A 19,204-nucleotide genomic window follows, 5' to 3' on the forward strand; every position below is an offset into this window, starting at 1 on the left:
GCTTCAACTTTTTCCGAAATGGCGGGCCTCCCCCGTACTCTCCCGTCGCAGAGACCCGGGAGGTACGGTGAACGACTTCGACCCCGAAGAGCTGGAACGGATCACCGCGCGGGCGGAGGACATGCTGGCCCGCGTCGAGGAGCTCAGGAGCGAGATCGACGTGGTCGTCGGCCGCGGCGAGGCGGCGGACGGGCAGGTACGCGTGACCGCCGGCGCCTCGGGCCGGCTCATGGACGTCGTCCTCGCGCCCAGGGCCATGCGCCTGGACAGCCAGAAGCTGGCCGAGGCCGTGCTGCGGGCCGCGCAGGAGGCCCAGGACGACGTCGCCGCCAAGGTCGACGCCGTCATGACGGACGCGCTGGGCGGCGCGCTGCCCGGCGGGGAGCTGCTCGACGAGCAGTTCGGCAGCGTGCTGGAGGCGTTCGAGTCGTCCATGGACGAGCAGTTGCGGGCCATCGACGACCGGACGCGCGACGGCCGGTGATCGGACACTTCCAGGTTATTTGAAGGAACCTCGCGACCCGCGGACGCCCACCTAGGGTGTCCGCGGGCACGTACACGTACGGGATGTGAGTCGGTGGCCATTCGGTGGCGGAACGCGGTGGGGCGGCGGGCGGCGGGAATCGTCGCGGGCGCGCTCGTCGCCGTGCTGGTCGGCGTCGGCCTGTTCCTGGGCCAGGGCGTCTCCAGCGCCCGCCCCAAGCTCTCCGACGTCGGGGCGTGGCTCGGCAGCGCGCTCAACGGTGAGGTGGTGCACGCCAACGGCCTGTCCGGGCAGCTAGACGGCCGCGTGGACCTGGCCTCCGCCGAGGGCGAGCCGCTCAAGGTGGTGCAGGACGGCAACAACGTGCTCGTCATGGACTCCACGGGCAAGGTCGGCCGCATCGACCCCACCCAGCTTGAGGTCGCCCAGACCAACACGCTCGGCGCGGGCGGCATGCAGATCGTGATGGGCGGCGGGAAGGCGTACGGGATCGACCCCCGGGCCGGCACCGTGCAGCAGCTCGACCCGCTGACGGTGAGCACGATCGGCTCCCCGCTCACCCTCAAGGCGCCGCTCGGCCAGGCCGGCCTCGGCAAGGACGGCACATTGTGGGTGCCGGTGCCCGAGGACGGCACGCTGGTCCAGGTGAAGGACGGCCGGCAGGTCAAGGCCGTGACGGTCGGCGAGCCCGGCGACCCGCTCACCCTGACGCTCGCCAACGGCGCCCCGCTGGTCACGAACTCCGCCGCCGCCTCCGCCATGCTGATCGGCCCGGCGGGCACCCGGCTCCAGGTGTCCCTGCCCAGCACGGTGACGGGCGCGGGCGGCGGCGGCCTGCTGGTCCCGGCGGTGGCCGAGAGTCAGATCGTGCCGATCCTGGAGCCCAGGAAGGGCGCGCTCGTCCTGGTCGACACCGCCGGCGGCGGGCTGACCACGGTCTCGGTGAAGGGCGGCAAGCTGGGGGCGCCGCAGGCGCTCGGGCGGCGCGTCTACATCGCCGACGAGAGCACGGGCCGGCTCATCGTGTACGACACGGTGGCCAAGGCGTTCGAGCCCCAGAAGGTCGTCACGGGCAAGGCGGGGCCGCTGGAGGTGTTCGTCAAGGACGGGCTGCTCTGGGTGAACGACCAGTTCAGCGAGACCGCCCTGGTCATCGAGCAGGACGGCAGGGGGCACCGGGTCGGCAAGTACGACGAGGCGCTCGGCCAGAAGGACACGCCGACGCCGCTGCCGGTCCCGACCGACCTCCCCACGGTGGTGCAGCCGACCCTGGCGCCCACCCGCTCGACCAGGCAGCCCACCGGGAAGCCGACGTCCGTGCCGACGAGGACGAAGACGGCCGTGCCGACCGTGACCGTGACGAAGACCCCCACCCCGTCCGCCACTCCTTCGGACACCCCGACCCCGACCCCGACCCCGACGCCCACTCCCACGCCGACCCAGACGCCCGATCCGCCGGGATCGGTGACGGCCAGGTCCGGGCCCGGCTGGATGGAGGTCACCTTCACACCCTCCCGCCAGGGCACGGTCAAGGGCTACTCGCTCAAGGGCGCGTCCGGCGCCGCCGACGTCACGCCGTCCCGCGTGCAGCCCGACGGGCCGTACCAGTTCCGGGTGAGCGGCGGCCGGTGCGACCAGGAGTACACGTTCCGGGTGGTCGCTGAGTGGTCCGGCGGCGAGGTGGAGTCCCAGTCGTCCGTGCCCGTGCGCCCGTGCGTCGCACCGGGCCGGCCGTCCGGCTTCACCGCCAAGGGCAAGAACCACGGCGCCGACCTGACCTGGTCGGCCCCGGAGAACGCGCGGGACGGCGGCGTCACGTACACGCTGGACGGGCCCGGCAACCACCCCGGCTCGCCCGACGGCACCGCCGCCGAGGTCACCGGGCTCAAGAACGGCCAGTCCTACACCTGGACGCTGCGGGCCAAGAACGCGGCGGGCGAGAGCGAGGAGCGCGCGGAGGCCACGGCCGACCTGCGCCTGCCGTCCGCCCAGTTCAGGAACGCCAACAACAACGACAGGGACACCATCATCCGCTCCGGGCCCAGCGCGGGCGCCGAGGCGGGGCGCATCCCCAAGGGCGTGTACATCACGATGACCGTGCTCTGCCAGCAGAAGGGCGCCCCCTACACCGACACGGACACGGGCATGAGCAGCGACGTCTGGAACAAGGTGGAGTCCGGCCGCGGCAACGGCTGGCTCAACGACGTGCTGATGGACACCCCGAAGGGGGGCTTCCCCGCGGCCCCGCTCTGGGAGTGCGAGTGATCACCAGGGCGGGGTGGGGCCTGGCGGCCGCCTCGGTGCTGGTCTACGCCGTGGGGGCGCCGCTCGGGTACGCCCAGGCGGCGGTCCTCGCGGTGGCGGGGCTGGCCGCCGTGGGCGCGAGCGCGCTGTGGACGCTGCGCGGCGCCGGGCTGGACGTGCGGCGGGAGCTGACGCCGGTGAAGGTGGCCAGGGGCGAGCCCGCGGTGGCCCTCCTGCACGTGCGCAACACCGGCCGCCGCCGCCACGCCGGGCTGGTGGCCCGCGACACCTGCCGGGGCACGTCCGTCACGGTGGAGGTGCCGGCGCTGGCCCGCGACACCGCGCGGACGGTGTCGTACCGGCTGCCCACCCGGCGGCGCGGGGAGACGCCCGTCGGGCCGTTGCTGCTCGACCGCACCGACCCGTTCGGGCTGGCGCGGCGCTCGATCGCGTACGGGCGCACCGACCTGCTCCTGGTCCGGCCGCGTACGGTGCCGCTCGCGCCCCCGCACGCCGGCCGCCGCAGGCACCTCGACGGGCTCGACTCGCGCTCCGCGCCGAACGGGGCGATCAGCTTCAACGGGCTGCGCGACTACGTGATCGGCGACGACCTGCGGCACGTCCACTGGCGCTCCACGGCCCGCACCGGCGTCCTCATGGTCAAGGAGCTGACCGACGTCAACCTGCCGAGCACCGTTACGGTCCTGGACACCCGGTACTCGTCGTACGAAGGGGACGACGAGTTCGAGCTGGCCGTGGACGTGGCGGCGTCGGTGGCCTGCGCGGTGACGCGCGACCGCTTCCCCGTGCGGCTGCTCACGGGGGCGGGGGAACTGCTGCACGCCAAGGGCGGGCCGGGGGAGACCGAGGAGGTCCTGGACCGGCTCGCCGTGGTGGAGCGCTCCGAACAGGCGGACGCGCCGCTCCACGCCCTGCGCCGGGCGGGCTCGGGCGGGGCGCTGGTGCTGGTCAGCGGCTCGTTCGCGGGGCTCGCGGACGTGGCGGCCGTGCGGCGGCGCTTCGACGAGGTGCTGTTCGTGCGGGTGGGCGAGCCGGTGGAGGGCGGGCGGCCGGCGGCGGCCGGGGTGACGGTCATCGAGATCAGCGACCTGGCGGACCTGGCGGCGGCATGGCCCCGCTAGCCGGGCCGCCGCCCCACGACGTCGCGGTGCCACAGGGGCGCACCCCGACCCCACCGGGCGTCGCGCCCGCGCGCCCACCGGGCCCCGCGCCCGTATCGGGCCCCGCGCCCGTGTCAGGCCCCGCATCCGCGTCGGGTGGCGGGCCGGTGCCGGCAGGCGAGCCGGTGGATGGCGGGTCGCCGGGGGTGGGCGCGGTGAGTGCCGGAGCGTACGCGGCCGGGGCGCCGGTGCGGGGGCTGGTGTCCGTGGGGGTCGTGGCGCTGCTGGCCGCGACGGCCGGGCTCGCCTTCGACGGGGTGTTCCCGTTCGCCGCCCTGCTCCCCGTGGTCGGCCTGGCGGCCGGGGCGCCGTGCGTGCTGTCGGTGCTGCTGTACGGCCGGTTGCCGCTCCGGGGAACGGTCCCGGTCAGCGTGCTGGGCTGGCTGGTGGCGGTGTCGGCGACGCTGTTCAGGTCGGAGGCCTGGCTCGGGTTCCTGCCCGGCCCGGCCGCCGTGCGCGCGGCGCTGCTCGGCGTGCGCGACGCGGGCGGCCGGCTCCTGACCACGATCCTCCCGGCGGCGCCCGACAGCACGGCCGTCGTGCTGGTCAGCTTCCTGGTCTGGGCCGCCGCCCTGGCCGGGGCGGAGATCGCGCTGCGGTCCAGGTCCGTCATGCTGCCCGCCCTGGCCGCGCTCCCCGTGCTCGCCGTCGCGGTCGTGCTGGGGGTCGCCGGGGCCGGGTCCGTGGTGCCGTACGCGGCGGTGTTCGCCGGGCTGACCCTGCTGCTCGGCCTGGTCAGGGCGGCCAGGTCGGCGGGGACGCTCGCGGCGGGCGTGCCGCTGCTGGCCTGCCTCGTGCTGGCGGCCGTCGTCACCGCGCCCGCCCTGCCCATGGCCGAGCGCCCGTACGACGTGCGCCGGCTCGTCGAGCAGCCCCCGCCGCGGCCGATCAACGGCGTGAGCGCGCTCGACCAGGTGTCGGCGTGGCTGCAGAACCCGCAGCGCGAGCTGTTCACGGTCGCCACCGCCTCGGAGGCGAACCTGCGCCTGGCCGTCCTGGACACCTTCGACGGGGTCACGTGGACGTCGGGCGCGGGGTTCGTCCCCACGGGCGGGCGGGTGCCGGGGCAGGAGGGCGGCGGGGACCCGGTCACGCAGCGGTTCACCCTGCAGAAGCTCCCGGGCCCGTGGCTGCCCGCCGCCGACCGGCCGCTGCTGGTCAAGGGCGCGGGCATCGTGGTCGATCCCGCGACGGGCATGCTGGCCGGCACGCAGGCGCGCGAGGGCATGACGTACGAGGTGACCTCGGGGATCCGCCACTACACGGCGGAGGATCTGCGCGCGGCCGTCCCCGCCGCCGACCCGGCCGCGCTGCGGCTGCCGGACGGGCCGGACGGCCGCACCCCGCCGCAGCGGGCCCGCCTCCTCGCCATCGCCCGCCGCGCCACGGCCGGGGCGCAGAGCCCGACGCAGCGGGCCGCGCGGCTGGCGGCCTACCTGCGCAAGCACGCGGTGAACGACGTCAACTCGCCGCCCGGGCACGGCTACCGCAGCGTCGAGTTCTTCCTGACGGAGTCGCGCAGGGGGACGACGGAGCAGTTCGCCGCCTCGTTCGCGCTGCTGGCCCGCGCGATCGGGCTGCCGAGCCGGATCGTCGTGGGCTTCCGCCCGGGAACCGGCTCCGGCTCGGGGTCGGGCTCGGGCTCCGGCTCTGGCTCGGGAACCGGCTCTGGCTCGGGTTCCGGCTCCGGTGGGGTGCGGCAGGTGCGGGGTGGGGACGTGCTGGCCTGGGCCGAGGTCGAGTTCGAGGGGATCGGGTGGGTGCCGTTCTACCCGACGCCGTCGCGTACGAGGTCGGGAGGGGGCGGTGACGTGGCCGAGGGCGCGCCGAAGCAGGCGCGGGAGATCGAGCAGGCGATCAACAGCGACTCCTCCGAGCCCAAGCCGACCCCGACGGCCGCCAACCGCGCCACCCCGACCCCGGCGCCGCGTCCCGGCGGCTCCTCCGGCCCGCTCGTCTGGGCGGCCGTGCCCGCCGCCGCCCTCCTGGTGTACCTCCTGGCCGTGCTCGTCGTGCCGCCGCTGAGGCGGATGCGCCGCCGCCGGGCCGCCGTGCCCGCCGCGCGGGTGGTGGGGGCGTGGCGGCAGACGGTGGCCAGGCTGCGCGTGGCCGGGATCCCGGTGCCCTCGGACGCGCTGACCGCCGGCGAGGTGGCGTCTCTGGCCGAGTCCGTCCTGGGTCCTGCCGCGCGTGAACCGCTCACGACGCTCGCCGGCGTGGCCAACCTGGCGACGTTCGGGGGAGCGCCCGTGGACGAGGCCGACGCCGACCTGGCCTGGCGCCACTTCGGTGGCGTGGACGCGCTGGTGCGGCAGAAGGTCGGCCTCGCGAGCAGGCTCGCGCACCGCCTGTCGCCGAGATCCCTGGTGGGGTAGCCGCCGCTCAGGAGGGTGGCGGGGTGGCCAGGGGGAGCACGATCGGGGGCTGGACCTGGTCGTCCTGGCTGCCCGGGCTCGTCTCCGCGGCGCCGCGGATGCACAGGGCCGACGACCACGCCACGGACGAGGGCTGGCCGAGAGCGACCACGGTGCCGACCTTGAAGCAGTAGCCCGTGACCGGGTCGAGGCCGCCCAGGGTGTAGGTGTTGCTGCCGCCGGCCGACGACACCAGCCGGTTGCCGGGGGCCTGCTGGATCACCACGGGGTAGCCGCTCTTGCGTACCGCCTTCCAGGCGAGGGTCACGGCGGTGCCGTTGTCGGACACCACCTTGAGGCTCTTGGGACGGTACGCGGCCACCGCGGCGGGATCGACGGTCTGGCGGCGCGCGGGCGGCTTGCTCGTCTGTGGTTGCGACTCTCCCGGCGGCGTCGGTTGGCCGGTGGGCCGGTCCGTGGGCCGGTCCGTCGCCTGGTCCGTCGGCTGATCTGTCGGCTGGTGGTCGGCCTCGGGCGGTGTGCCGGGGGTCGTGGGGTCGAGGGCGGCGGACGTCGCGCCGGCGGGTTGCCGGGCGTCGGGCCGGCCGTTCATCGCCAGGGCCACGCTGCCCACGCCCACCACCACGGCCAGCACCGAGGCCGTGGTGACCAGCAGCGGGACCCGGCTGCGGCGGCCCGGCTCGGCGGCGGGGGCGTGGGGCGCGGAGACCTCGGGGGGAGGCTGGGAGAAGGGCTGAGGGCCGGCGGGCGGCCTGACCTGGGAACGGTCGGGGTCCACCGTCCAGACCAGCTCACGGGGCCCCGACCGCTCCACCGCTCCCGAGTCCTCAGGGGAGGGCGAGGGGAGGCGCGCGGTGAGGGGCTGTCCCGCGTCCCCGAGGGGCAGGCGGGCCGTCGAGGGCTGCCCCGCGTCCCCGAGGGGGAGTCGGGTGGTCGGCGGCTGGGCCGGGTCCCCGAGGGGGAGTCGGGTGGTCGGCGGTTGGCCCGCGTCGCCGACGGTGAGGCGGGTGGTCGGTGGTTGGGCCGGGAGTGCGGTCGGTGGGTGGGCGGTCAGGAGCTGGGAGGCGACGGTGGCCAGGTCGGTGGCGGTCGGGCGGTCGGCCGGGGTCTTGGCCATCGCCTTCCGCAGGGTCTCGGCCAGGTCCGGCGGCACCCCCGGCGGGAGCGGCGGCGGCGCCTCCGTCAGCACCCCGAGCACGAACTTGGCCGTGCCCCCCGCCCCGTCCAGCGGGAACGCGGGCCGGCCCGCCAGCAGCTCGTACACCATCGACCCCAGCGCGTACACGTCGGAGCCGGGCACGGGCGGGTGGCCCTCCAGCTCCTCCGGCGCCGCGTGCACCGACGGGAGCGTGCCGTCGGGCAGCTCCACGATCGACATCAGCGCGGACATGGCGAACCCCGTGAGCGCCACCCCGCGACCGGCCACGATGACGTTCTCGGGCGTGACCCGGCCGTGCACGCCGCCCGCCGCGTGCGTGGCGGCGAGCGCGTCCGCCACCGCCCGCAGCAGCCCCAGCGCCTCGTCGAGCGGCATCGGCAGGCTCCGCCCCAGCCGCTCGGCGAGCGTGAGACCGCCGTGGAGCGGCGTCACCAGGTACGGCCGCCCGTCGCCGGTGGCCCCCACCTCCAGCACCGGGATCACGCCGTCGTGGGCCGCCAGCGCCTCGGGGAAGCCGAAGCCGCGGACGATCCGCTTCAGCGCCCGCCGGTCGGCCCGGTGGCACGCGAGCGTCTTGACCAGCACCTCGGCCCCCGTGGCCGCGGACCGGGCGAGGTGCGCGGTCCACGGGCCGTCCTGGCCGGCCCGCTCCAGCAGCCGGTAGCCGCGGACCCGCTCGGTCGTCACCGTCATGCGATCACGGACGGGCCGCCCATGTCATCGGTCTCGAACGCCTCGTCCTCCACCAGCGGGAACCTGGCCCTGTCACGGTCCCGCTCGCTCCCGTTCTGGCCGCCGCCCATCATGGGCGGGATCATGCCCATCCCCATGCCGGTGGCGCCCAGCCGGCCCGCGCCGCTCGCGGGCGATCCCGAGCCGCTGAGCTGCGTGGCCGGGACGGTGCCCGGCAAGGTGCCGGGGCCGTTGCCGGTGGGCTGGCCGGTGGTCGGGCCGGGCGGCAGGTTCGTCTGCGGCAGGCTCGGCTGGGGCGGCACCGCCGCCAGGTCCGTCCTGGGCGTCTCGGGCAGTTTGGGGGTGTTGAGCTCGGGATTCTTCAGGTCCGGGTTCTGGAGCGAGGGGTCCTTCAGGTCCGGGGTCTGCGGGGTCTGGAGAGAGGGGTCCTTCAGCGAGGGGTTCTGGAGGGAGGGGCTCTGGAGGGAGGGGTCCTGCAGCGACGGGTTCTGCAGCGACGGGTTCTGGAGAGACGGGTCCTGCAGCGAGGGGTCCTGGAGTGACGGGTTCTGGAGGGCGGGGGTGTCGAGACGGGGGGTCCCGTACGGGGAGCCCGGGCCGGTGCCCGCGTACGGGTCGCCGGTCAGGCTGCTCGGCAGCTTGGGCCCGAGCGGGAGGGACGGGTCGGTCAGCCCCGCCTGCGGGGCCGAGGACCGCTGCTCCACATAGCCCGCGATGGCCCCGTACACCTCCCCCATGAACCTGTTGAGCTGCCGCAGGTGATGGCGGGCGAGCGCGTGGCCGTTGGTGTCGCTGCCGAAGGCGTCGCCGATGTCGTCGTCGAGGCCGACGCTGCCCGTCCGCGGCACGTTGTTGTGGAACCAGGGGAGCACCTGGGCGCCGTACCACTCCAGGGGCACGCCGACCGAATCGGCGGCGATGCTGATGCGCGCGAGGTCGCGTTGCAGCTCGCCGACGGTCTCGAAGATCTTCTGCAGGGACTCGCCGCCCAGCGTCTCCGCGATGCGCCCGGCCTGGTTGTGCAGGAGCTCCACGGACTCGGCGCACATCTCGGCGATCTCCTTGTACCGCTTGCCCGCGTCGGCGACGCGCCCCGGGTTGGTGCCCTGGATCAGGGCGGCGACGCCGTCGCTGCTGTCGGAGTCGCCGTTGCCGGTCGGCGCGATGTCGTCGATCTGCGGCGCCCGGGTGTCCTTGAGCGCGTCCGTCCAGTAGTCGGTCATTCGTCCCCCGTCAGTTACGCGTGCGCAGGCCGCCCGCGATGGACTGGTCGGCGCTCTTGGCGGTCTTGACGGTGTCGTCCAGCGCCTGCACCACGGCCGCGTACACCGAGTAGACCCGGTTGATCGCGGCGTCCAGCGTGCTCTGCGCCTTGTCGGTGGTCGCCTTCATGTCGGCGGCGGCCTGCCAGCTGCCGAGGTCGCGCTCCGTCAGCCCGGCGAGGGTGAGGCGGACCTTGAGGCTCTGGCCGCCCACCTCGCCCTGCAGGCGCTTGAGGTCCTGACGGAGCTGCTCCACGGGCGACGACGGGAGCGGCCTGCCGGTGGCCGGGTCCTCGTACTCGCCGACCTTGATGAACATCTCCTTCTTCGCCGTCCCCGGGTCGACCGGGTTGCGGGCGAGCAGGGCCTCGCGGTCGGCGTCCGTCGGCGTCCGGGGCGCCTCGGGGGGATAGTCGCCGTTGCGGTGGAAGTGGATGTGGTCGGCGTACGACTCCTCGATGTTGTCCGGGTCGAAGTCGTACTCGGCGCCGCTGAAGCCGCCTTCGTAGGTCTGGGTGATCTGCGGCCGCTGGTATACCGACAGGCCGAGGCCCGGCCTGGGGTTGCCGTGCGCGTCGCCTCCCTCGGCCTCAGGTGTCGACATGCTTCCTCTCCGCGGTCGAAGGACATACCGGCACTTGCCTATCCCGCGCTCCGGCCGGCGGCGCGTCATTTCAAGATATTTCTAAGAGACCAGCCGCAAATCAGAAATGTCGGCAGACTGCCTTACCGTGCCTTTCTCCTGGTACGGCGCCGCGGCCATCGGCCTGGTGCTGACCCTCACCCCGACCCCCGCGCCGACCCCTGTGCCGACCTCTGTGCCGACCTCTGGGCCCACCCGCACGGTCACGTGCGACCCCGAGCCCGGCGTGGCGGAGGTCACCGGCAGGCCGTGGCCGCAGGAGAGGCTGAGGTTCGAGCGGGTGTGGCGCTTCACCAGGGGCGAAGGGGTCACCGTCGCCGTCGTGGACAGCGGCGTGGACGCCACGCACCCCCAGCTCGCCGGCGCCGTCACCACCCAGGTCGATCTCACGGGCACGGACCTGCGCGACTGCGTCGGGCACGGCACGGCGGTGGCCGGGATCATCGCGGGACGGGACCTCACCGCGCGCGGCGTGCCCGTCATGGGCGTCGCGCCGGCCGCCCGGATCGTGTCGATCAAGCAGACCGAGGGCAGCTCGGGCGACGTGTCCCGGCTGGCCCAGGGCATCAGGCGGGCCGCGGAGCTGGGCGCGGACGTGATCAACGTCTCCGTGCAGGCGCACGACCATCCGGCGCTGAAGGCCGCGGTGGCGTACGCGCAGGCCAAGGACGCGGTGATCGTGGCGGCCGCGGGCAACGTGCGGCAGGACGACGGCGTGGTCACGCCCGCGTACCCGGCCGAGTATCCCGGCGTGATCGCGGTCGGCGCGGCCTCGCCGGACGGTGGCAAGTCGGAGTTCTCCAACAGCGTGACCCGCATCTCGGTGACCGCCCCCGGAGCCGGGATCACGAGCGCGTGGACCGGCGGCGGCTACCGTACGGAGCTGGACGGCACCAGCTTCGCCGCCCCCTTCGTGGCGGGCGTCGCCGCCCTGGTCAGGGCCCGGCACCCCGAACTCGACCACTGGCAGGTCAAGCGCCGGCTGGAGCGCACGGCGGACGGCGGCGGCGCGGCCGGCACCGGGGCCGGGCTGGTCAACCCGCTGCTCGCGGTCACCTCGGTGCAGCCCGACGCCGGGGAGAGCGCGCCCGCCGCGCCGCCGATCGTGCTGGCCAGGGCCCCGGTGCCGGACCCGCGCACGCGCGGCGTCGCGATGGCGATCACGGCGGGGGCGGTGGGGGCCACCGCGCTGGTCGTGTTCCTGGCGTTGACGCTGCCCAGGGCCCGTCGCAGGGGCTGGCGGGCCGGAGGGGCCCAGACATTTACAGGAAAGTTGAAATCGTAGCCCTGCCCGCTTTGACCCATTTACTTTGATCCGCAGTACGGGAAACCCGGTCGAATTCGGGTTCACGAGATCCGAGAGGTGCACGTGGCAGAGCCGACACGTTATCAAGAGGGCAGCCAGCATAGCGCGGCCGAACGCGCGCTCATCGCACACCAGAACATCACCCAGATCCACAACAGGCTCACCCAGATTCCCGCGACGCTCGGCGCCGCCTGGCAAGGCGAGTCCGCGAACGTCTACCGCCAGGTCCTCGACGAGTGGAACCCGCAGTTCAAGAAGGTCATCGACGCGCTGCACACGATCGCCGAGAACCTCAAGAGCTCGGGCATCACGTACACCGAGGCGAACACCCAGGCCAGCGAGGTCGCCACCAGGCTCAAGGCGGCGCTCGGCGGCGGCCAGCTCTGACGAACGGAGAATCACCATGACGGGTGGCGGAGACATCATCCTCGCCAATTTCGACGAGATGGACGAGATCGCGTCGGAACTCGGCCGGGCCTACGCCAATCTGGTCGGCGAACTGGCCGACCTCGAAGACGACCTCAAGGTCCTGGAGACCTGGGACGGCTCCGCCAAGGAGGTCTACCGGACGGCCAAGGAGCAGTGGAACAACGCGGTCGTGGCCATGGGTGACACCATGCAGCGCTTCGGCCCCGCCCTGCACGACGCCACGGAGATCATGCGCGACGCGGAGGCCGCCAACATCCGCCGCTGGGGCACCTGAGGCCGGTGGATCAGCCTCTCATCGACCCGGCCACGGCGGGCGACACGGCGAGGTGCAGGCCGGAGGCCCTGCTCGACGTGGCGGGCAAGCTCGGCGACAGCCTGCTGCCCCGGTTGCGTGCGGCCGTGTACCAGGTGCCCGACCTGTCGCCGGCCGCCCCGGGGAGCTGGGACATCGCCCAGGGGTACGGCGAGACCGTGCGCAGGGCCCGGGTGGCGACGGGCGATTCGCTGCAGTTCGTCATGGAACAGGTCCAGCGGATCGTCGACGACCTGGCCGCCACCGCGAACACCGTGCGGGACGCCGACCAGCGGGCCGCGGGCACGGTGCCGCGTACGTGATGTGAGGGGACCTGTTGCCGCAACCACAACCGATCAAGCACGGCTGCCTGCAGGGCGGGAACGTCAACGCGTACGGCGGGCGCGAGGAGATCCGGCGGCTGGTCATGGGGACCGCGCCGGAGGAGTTCGCGCCGGTCGTGGACGCGTACAAGAAGACGTCCCAGCTGCTCACCGACACGATCGCGGCGCTGGGGGACAGCGCGGCGCGGCTGGTGGCCGACGGGAACTGGGGCGGGGAGTCCGCCAGGGCCATGCTCACGCGCATGAACCGGCTCCAGGCGTACCTGCAGTCGCTGCGGAACGGTGTGGATGGCGTCCCGCCCGCTCTGGAGACGGTGGGCGGCGAGCTGGCCTCGGCCAAGGAGCGCTTCGACAAGGCCACGGAGCAGCAGGAGTACTGGGTGGAGGCGAGCGGCATGGGCGCGGGGTCGATGGAGCCGCTCAACGACCCGGACGCGGACGCGCGGGCGTTCATGCAGCAGCTCAACGGCGTCTACCAGCGGGCCTACACGGCCATGCCGGACGCCCTGGCGTGGGACCCGGAGCTGGCCTCGCCGGCCCCCTACCTGCCGCCGCCGGTCGCCCCCGTCTCCGCGCCTGCGCCGGGCGGCGACCTGCCGTTCGAGAGCACGGTGCCGGTGCGGTCCCGTACCGATCTGGCCGGCACGCCCGGCCACCCCTTGACTCCCGCGGGCCCGCTACCCGGTCAAGCTGCGGTGCCGGGTGCGCCCGCGGGGGCGTCACCGCCCACCTCCCTGGCGAACTGGCCGGGCGTGCCGCCCGCCGTGGGAGGCGGGCAGCCGGCTCCGGCCGGGCTGCTGCCGTCACCCGGTACGACGCCATCGGGACCCGGCGCCCCCGCCACGGGGACCACCCCGGCCGGGACCACTCCGGCCGGGACCACTCCGGCCGGGACCACTCCGGCCGGGACCACTCCGGCCGGGACCCCGCGGCCACCGGGCGACCCGCGCAGTCCGGGGACGAATCGCCCAGCGGACCCGAATCGCCCAGCGGACCGGAATCGCCCGGCGGACCCCTTCCAGAGCCGTGCGGCGGATCCCTACCAGAGTCCGGGCACGAGCGCCGCTCAAGAGCCGAGGCCGTCCGGGCCGTCGGTGCGGCCGGGCAGCGTGCCGGTCGTGGACGGCTCATGGCCCCCGGCCAGGTCGCCCGTCGCAGGGGCCGAGCCCGGCGCGACGGCCTCCGGCGGCATGCCGTTCCTGCCCATGGGCGGATCCGCGGACGGCGGGCAGAGCGCCCGCAGGTCGACCGCGTCGAAGAGCGCCGACGACGACTTCTTCCGCCCCGAGGTCGTCCACGGCCCGCCGGTGGTGGGGTGAGGCCATGTCCGGCGACTTCGTGGCGACGCAGGTCGGCTCCATCCGCGAGATGGGCCGCAACCTGGCCGCCGCCCCCATGCGGGACCTGGAACGGATGTCCTCGGCCATCGGGCACATCGATCTCTCCTCCGGCGCCTACGGCGCGTTCGGCCTGCTCGGCGGCTCGCTGGGGCAGGCGTTCGACGACGTCAAGCAGGCCGCGGTGACGTATCTGAGGGCCAAGCGGGCCGAGGTGTCCGCCATCCACGACAAGGCGTACAGCACGGCCAACACCTACGTGGACGGCGACGGGAACGCCGGCCGGGCGGCCGCCGACATCACCAGGACGTGAACATGCTCGAACAACCGTGGTCCGTCATCGAGGGTTCGGCGATGGCCGTGACCGGCTCCATGCTCCTCGGCTGGAACCGCGCCCGCTACGCCACCCTGGTCCTGCCCCTCATGTACGGCGACACCGCCCAGCAGCGGGCGGCGGCCGAGGCGTGGGACGAGCTGGCCGGGGCCCTGCGGGCGCACCCGAACCTCGTGGACGGCTCGGTCAGGAACGTCGAGTGGACCGCCCCCAGCGCCGAGCTCTACAAGGGCACCGTGCAGCAGTACTCCGACGACGCCGCCGACAAGTCCGCCTCGCCCAAGGCCTCGGCCGACACCCTGCGCCTGACGGCCGGCGTGTACGACGTCCTCGGCAAGGCCGTCTTCCTCACCGGCGCGAGCATCCTGACCGCCGGGGTGATGCACAAGGTCGCCCAGGCGAACCCGTTCACCAGGGTCGCCGCGGAGGTGGCCGCCACCGGCTTCGGCCGCCGGGCGGACCACCAGGCCGGCGCGATCGCCGCCAGGGCGCGGGCCTTCGCGGAGGGCGGCAAGGGCGTGCTGGGCAAGGTGGCGCAGAAGCTGGTGCAGATGTCGCCCGCCAAGCAGGCGCTCGTGGGCGGCGCCGCGGCCGTCACGGCCGGGGTGATGGGACAGTCGGCGGTCGCCGACCAGTTCGGCGGCACGAAACTCGAGACTCCGACTCCGGGGGTGAAGGCATGACGGCGTTCGACGAGAGTGCCATGGACCGGCTGATCGCCGAGGCGCAGCGGCCCTCGGACGGGCTGGACGACCTCTACCAGCAGGTCCTCGCCGTGAAGGGGACCGCGCAGGACCCGGACAAGCTGGTGCGGGTCGAGTGCTCGGCGCAGGGCGTCACCGGGCTGGACATCGACCCGAGGGCCATGCGCTGGGGCTCGCAGCGCCTCGCCGAGACGATCCTGGTGCTGATCGCCGACTCCCTTGCCGACATGCAGGCCAGGTCCGCCGAGCTCCTCGGGGACGTCCTGGGGGAGGGCCCGCTGGACCTGGCCGCCGAGGGCAACCCCGCCGACCTGCGGATGCGGGCGGCACGGGAGGCGTACGAGCAGGCCATGGACCAGGCGGTGGCCGAGCTGGGCCGCATCGAGCGGGACCTCGACCGCTAGAAGCCGGGGTCGAGGTAGGCGGTCTGGACGAGCTTCTCGCCCGACCGCCGGTCCACGTAGAGCCCGCGCCCCGGCGGGAGCTGGCGCGGGCGCACGTTCCCGAACAGCTGCCCCTCGTCCCGGGGCCCCGACAGCATCACGGCGGGCGAGTTCATCTCCTTCAGCCGCCGCACGATCGGGTCCAGCATGCTCCGCCCGGCCCCGCCCATGGCGCGCGCCAGGACCAGGTGCAGCCCGATGTCCCTGGCCTGCGGCAGCAGCTCGCCGAGCACGCTCAGCGGGTTGGCCGAGGTCGCCACGAGGTCGTAGTCGTCCACGATGACGTACAGGTCCTGGCCGGTCCACCAGCTCCGCGTCCGCAACTGCTCCGAGGTGAGGTCCGGCGGCGGCAGCCGCGTCAGCATCACCTCGTGGACGCCCTTGAGCAGCTCCGCGGCGGCGGCGCTGGAGGCCGCGTACCCGATCCGGTGCTCGGTGTCGGTCGCGTCCAGCAGCGAGCGCCGGTAGTCGATGACGATGAAGCGCGCCTCCAGCGGCGTCTTCGCGGTCGCGATGCCCCCGGCGAGCACCCGCAGCAGGTTGGTCTTGCCGCTCTCCGTGTCGCCGAACACCACGAAGTGCGGGTCGGCGTCGAAGTCCAGCAGGACGGGCGCCAGCGCGGCCTCGTCGATCCCGATCGGGACGCGCGTGCCGCCCTCCGGGGGAGCAGGGAGGGTGTGCGCGGGCAGCAGGGCGGGCAGCAGCCGCACGGGTGGCGCCGGATGCCCGCGCCAGGCCGCCGCCGCGGCTTCGACCAGGGCGGAGACCCCGTCGGCGAGGTCGTCCACGGTGGAGCGGCCGTCGACGCGCGGCAGCGCGGCCAGGAAGTGCAGGGCCTCGCGGGTGAGCCCGCGCCCGGGGGCCCGCTCGGGCACGTTCGAGGCCGCCTTGCGGTCGATCTCGGAGTCGAAGGAGTCGCCGAGCCGCAGCTCCAGCCGGGTGCCGAGCAGGTCGCGCACCCCGGCCCTGAACTCCATCCACCGGTTCGCGGTGCCGATCACGTGGATGCCGAACCCCAGGCCCCGGGTCACCAGGTCGCCGAGGTCGGGTTCGAGCAGCTCGTACTCCTGGCGCAGGATCGCCCAGCCGTCCACCACGATGAACACGTCACCCCAGCCGTCACCCTCGTAGGCGCCCGAGGCGACCATCCTCCGGTAGGTGGCCATGGAGTCGATCCCGCGCTCGACGAACAGCCGCTCGCGCCGGTCGAGCAGCGTCTTGACCTCGGCGACCGTCCTGCGCACGGCGTCGGCGTCCAGCCGGTTGGCCACCCCGCCGACGTGCGGCAGCCCGGTCAGCGAGGTCAGCGTGCCGCCGCCGAAGTCCAGGCAGTAGAACTGCACCTCCTTGGGGGTGTGCGTGAGCGCGAGCGAGGCGATCAGCGTGCGCAGCAGCGTGCTCTTGCCGGTCTGCGGCGCGCCGACGATCGCGACGTTGCCCGCCGCCCCCGACAGATCCAGCCAGTACGGGTCCCGCCGCTGGTCGAACGGGCTGTCCACGATCCCCGCCACGGCGTGCAGCCGCCCCGGCCGGTCCTGGCCGGTGCCCGCGGCCGTCAGCCCGTGCTCCGGCGTGGCCTCGACGGGCGGCAGCAGCTGGTCGAGCGAGGCGGGCTCCTTGAGCGGCGGCAGCCAGATCCGGTGCGCCGCCGGCCCCTGCCCGGCCAGCCGGCCGACCACGATCTCCAGCAGGCTGTCCTTCTTGCCCTGCTTTCCGGGCTCCGCCACCACCGGCGGCGCCTGCTCGACGGGCGGCATCGGCACCCGCTCGGGCCCGTACCAGACGATCTTCCCGCGGTGCCCGGCGCGCGCCGTCACCGCCGGCCCCTGCGCCGAGGCCACCTGGTACGGCCCCGACACGTACGCCGCCTTGAACCGCGTCATGCCCGTCGTCTCGAACATCAGGTAGGCGTTGCCGGGCTCGGGCGGCAGCGAGTACGCGTCCGCCACCCCCAGCACGGCCCGGCTCTCGGCCGCCGAGAACGTCCGCAGCCCGATCCGGTACGACAGGTGCGTGTCGAGCCCGCGCAGCCGCCCCGACTCCAGCCGCTGCGAGGCCAGCAGCAGGTGCACGCCCAGCGACCGGCCGAGCCGCCCGATCATCACGAACAGCTCGATGAACTCCGGCTTGGCCGACAGCAGCTCGCTGAACTCGTCCAGCACGATGAACAGCGTCGGCAGCGGCCGCAGGTTCGCCCCCTGCTCGCGGGCCTGCTCGTAGTCCCGCAGCGAGGCGTGGTTGCCGGCCGCGCGCAGCAGCTCCTGGCGGCGCACCAGCTCGCCGTGGAGCGCGTCGTGCATGCGGTCCACCAGCGGCAGCTCGTCCTCCAGGTTCGTGATGACCGCCGAGACGTGCGGCAGCGCGTCCAGACCGAGGAAGGTGGCGCCGCCCTTGAAGTCGACGAGCACGAAGTTCAGGGTCTCGGAGGAGTGCGTGATCGCCAGCGCGAGCACGAGCGTGCGCAGCAGCTCCGACTTCCCGGAACCGGTCGCGCCGACCACGAGCCCGTGCGGTCCCATGCCGCCCTGGGCGGCCTCCTTGATGTCCAGCTCGACGGGCCGCCCGTCGGCTCCGAGGCCGATCGGGACGCGCAGCCGGTTCCTGACCGGGCGGGGCTGCCACGTCTGGGCGGGCGCGAGCCGCCGCGCGTCGCCGATCCGCAGCAGGTCGGTGAGCGTCGTGTTCGTGGCGAAGACGTCCCGCACCTCCTCCGCGCCCGCCCCCGAGCCGGTGCGCATCGGCGCGAGCTGCCTGACCAGGGCGGCGAACGCGGGCGGGTCGAGCCGGTCCGGCCGCCCCAGCCCCGACCTGACCTCCTTGCCGAGCTCGTCCTCGGCGACCCTGACCACCTCGTCCGCGCCGACCTCCAGCCGCAGCGTGAGCTGCGCGGGCACCTGCGCGGTGGTGCCGCCGACGTCGATCACGGTCACGCCCTCGATGACGTCCAGGCCGAGCTGGCTGCCCGCGGGCACCATGCCGCCGTCCATGACGACCACGTGGTACGGCAGCGCGTCCGCCGAGAGCCCCTTGCTGAAGCGCGGCCGGTCCTTCAGCTCGAACCCCAGCAGGTCGTCCAGCTCGCCCAGATCCCCCGCGACCAGCCGCACGGGGCCGGCGCCGTCCTCCTCGGTGGGGTGCAGGGCGTGCGGCAGCCACTTGACCGGCTCCCACTCGCGGGCCCTTTCGGCGCCCGCGCAGACCGAGATCCGCAGGTCCTCCGGCGAGTGCAGCGCCGCCGCCTGGGCCAGCAGGGCCCGCACGAGCCCGCGCGCCGCCGCCGGGTCGCCCGTGATCACGATCCTGGCGAACGAGTGCAGCGCCAGCGCCACCGGCAGCCCGGGAACGGTGGCGTGCGTGCGGACGAACCGCCGCAGCGCGCCCGCGGTCACCGGGTCGAGGTCCTCGATCGGCTTGGTCTCCGGCGGGATCAGCGGCAGCGCCAGCCGCTGGGCCGAGGTAGCGATCCTGATCTGGGCGAAGTCGTCGTCCCGGGGCCGCCGCTCCCACAGCCGGGTGGTCATCACCAGCGACCACAGGGCGGCCGGGTCCGGATGGTCCCAGGTCATGGCCTTGTGCTGCTGCGCCGCGGCGGCCCGGACCCGCTTCCTGACCTGCTCCAGGTAGCGGTAGTAGTCGCGGCGCTGGCCGTTGAGCTGGCTCTTGCGCTCGCCCGCGCCGCGCATCATCTGGCCCACGGTCATGCCGATCATCGAGACCGCGAACAGGCCGCTGGAGACCAGCATGATCGGGTTGTTCGTGGAACCGCCGGTGAACATCAGCGCCATCGCGCCCGCGCCCGCCAGCATCGGCAGGTACGTCAGGAGCTGGGTCAGCCCGCCGCCCGTCACCGTCTCGGGGATCTCGGGCGGGGACTCCAGCAGGACCTCGCCGCCGGGAGGTTCGGGTGGCCGGCGCCGCTCGGGCCTGCGGACCACGATCAGGCTGCCGCTCACGACGCCATACAAGCCGCTGAC

The 19,204-nt window shown here is 74.3% G+C and carries 16 protein-coding genes; 12 read left to right on the forward strand and 4 right to left on the reverse strand.

Translation table 11 applies throughout. From position 1 onward, the window contains the following. Positions 1-67: 67 nt before the first annotated feature. From H4W80_RS49340 to H4W80_RS49355, 4 genes are all read left to right on the forward strand, one after another. Entirely contained in the window at positions 68-484 is a 417-nt protein-coding gene (locus tag H4W80_RS49340; protein WP_318787414.1) for a YbaB/EbfC family nucleoid-associated protein, read from the forward strand. Between the two features lie 93 nt (positions 485-577). Further along, a complete protein-coding gene (locus H4W80_RS49345; protein WP_192791388.1) occupies positions 578-2,749 on the forward strand; it encodes a hypothetical protein in 2,172 nt (723 codons plus the stop codon). Next, positions 2,746-3,870 (forward strand): DUF58 domain-containing protein, encoded by a 1,125-nt coding sequence (locus H4W80_RS49350; RefSeq protein ID WP_192791389.1) that lies wholly within the window; start codon positions 2,746-2,748, stop codon positions 3,868-3,870. The genes H4W80_RS49345 and H4W80_RS49350 overlap by 4 nt, the downstream gene beginning before the upstream one ends. A 194-nt stretch (positions 3,871-4,064) precedes the next feature. Beyond that, on the forward strand, positions 4,065-6,284 hold the full coding sequence (locus H4W80_RS49355) for a transglutaminase TgpA family protein (RefSeq protein ID WP_192791390.1): 2,220 nt from the start codon (positions 4,065-4,067) through the stop codon (positions 6,282-6,284). 7 nt (positions 6,285-6,291) lie between these two features. Here H4W80_RS49355 and H4W80_RS49360 read toward each other — a convergent pair whose 3' ends face one another. From H4W80_RS49360 to H4W80_RS49370, 3 genes are read right to left on the reverse strand one after another with little or no spacing between them, the layout of a single operon-like run. Continuing rightward, the gene (locus H4W80_RS49360) at positions 6,292-8,136 is read right to left on the reverse strand and encodes a protein kinase domain-containing protein (RefSeq protein ID WP_192791391.1); all 1,845 of its coding nucleotides are present in this window, start codon (positions 8,134-8,136) and stop codon (positions 6,292-6,294) included. Continuing rightward, the gene (locus H4W80_RS49365) at positions 8,133-9,359 is read right to left on the reverse strand and encodes a hypothetical protein (protein ID WP_192791392.1); all 1,227 of its coding nucleotides are present in this window, start codon (positions 9,357-9,359) and stop codon (positions 8,133-8,135) included. Before H4W80_RS49365 ends, H4W80_RS49360 begins: the two co-directional genes overlap by 4 nt. A gap of 10 nt (positions 9,360-9,369) precedes the next feature. Continuing rightward, the gene (locus H4W80_RS49370; RefSeq protein ID WP_192791393.1) at positions 9,370-10,002 is read right to left on the reverse strand and encodes a hypothetical protein; all 633 of its coding nucleotides are present in this window, start codon (positions 10,000-10,002) and stop codon (positions 9,370-9,372) included. Between the two features lie 127 nt (positions 10,003-10,129). On the opposite strand from H4W80_RS49370, the gene mycP reads away from it, so the two are divergent. The 8 genes from mycP to H4W80_RS49410 all read left to right on the forward strand — a co-directional run bounded on the left by mycP (position 10,130) and on the right by H4W80_RS49410 (position 15,191). Next, positions 10,130-11,326, forward strand: coding sequence for a type VII secretion-associated serine protease mycosin (gene mycP / locus H4W80_RS49375; protein ID WP_192791394.1), 1,197 nt, complete (start codon positions 10,130-10,132; stop codon positions 11,324-11,326). A gap of 84 nt (positions 11,327-11,410) precedes the next feature. After that, on the forward strand, positions 11,411-11,734 hold the full coding sequence (locus H4W80_RS49380) for a WXG100 family type VII secretion target (protein ID WP_192791395.1): 324 nt from the start codon (positions 11,411-11,413) through the stop codon (positions 11,732-11,734). A 16-nt stretch (positions 11,735-11,750) separates the two neighbouring features. Beyond that, positions 11,751-12,050, forward strand: a complete 300-nt coding sequence (locus tag H4W80_RS49385; protein ID WP_192791396.1) for a WXG100 family type VII secretion target — start codon at positions 11,751-11,753, stop codon at positions 12,048-12,050. Positions 12,051-12,055: 5 nt separating this feature from the next. Further along, complete coding sequence (locus tag H4W80_RS49390) at positions 12,056-12,391, forward strand: hypothetical protein (protein ID WP_192791397.1); 336 nt, start codon at positions 12,056-12,058, stop codon at positions 12,389-12,391. A 14-nt stretch (positions 12,392-12,405) separates the two neighbouring features. After that, on the forward strand, positions 12,406-13,731 hold the full coding sequence (locus H4W80_RS49395; protein WP_192791398.1) for a WXG100 family type VII secretion target: 1,326 nt from the start codon (positions 12,406-12,408) through the stop codon (positions 13,729-13,731). Between the two features lie 4 nt (positions 13,732-13,735). Beyond that, entirely contained in the window at positions 13,736-14,062 is a 327-nt protein-coding gene (locus H4W80_RS49400) for a hypothetical protein (protein WP_192791399.1), read from the forward strand. Between the two features lie 2 nt (positions 14,063-14,064). Then, positions 14,065-14,766, forward strand: coding sequence for a hypothetical protein (locus H4W80_RS49405; protein ID WP_192791400.1), 702 nt, complete (start codon positions 14,065-14,067; stop codon positions 14,764-14,766). Then, entirely contained in the window at positions 14,763-15,191 is a 429-nt protein-coding gene (locus H4W80_RS49410) for a hypothetical protein (RefSeq protein WP_192791401.1), read from the forward strand. Before H4W80_RS49405 ends, H4W80_RS49410 begins: the two co-directional genes overlap by 4 nt. Here the strand turns inward: H4W80_RS49410 and eccCa are convergent. Beyond that, entirely contained in the window at positions 15,188-19,183 is a 3,996-nt protein-coding gene (gene eccCa / locus H4W80_RS49415; RefSeq protein ID WP_318787415.1) for a type VII secretion protein EccCa, read from the reverse strand. The two genes, H4W80_RS49410 and eccCa, sit on opposite strands and share 4 nt — an antisense overlap. Positions 19,184-19,204 lie beyond the last annotated feature (21 nt).

Source organism: Nonomuraea angiospora (genome assembly GCF_014873145.1).
In the GTDB taxonomy this organism is placed as follows: domain Bacteria; phylum Actinomycetota; class Actinomycetes; order Streptosporangiales; family Streptosporangiaceae; genus Nonomuraea; species Nonomuraea angiospora.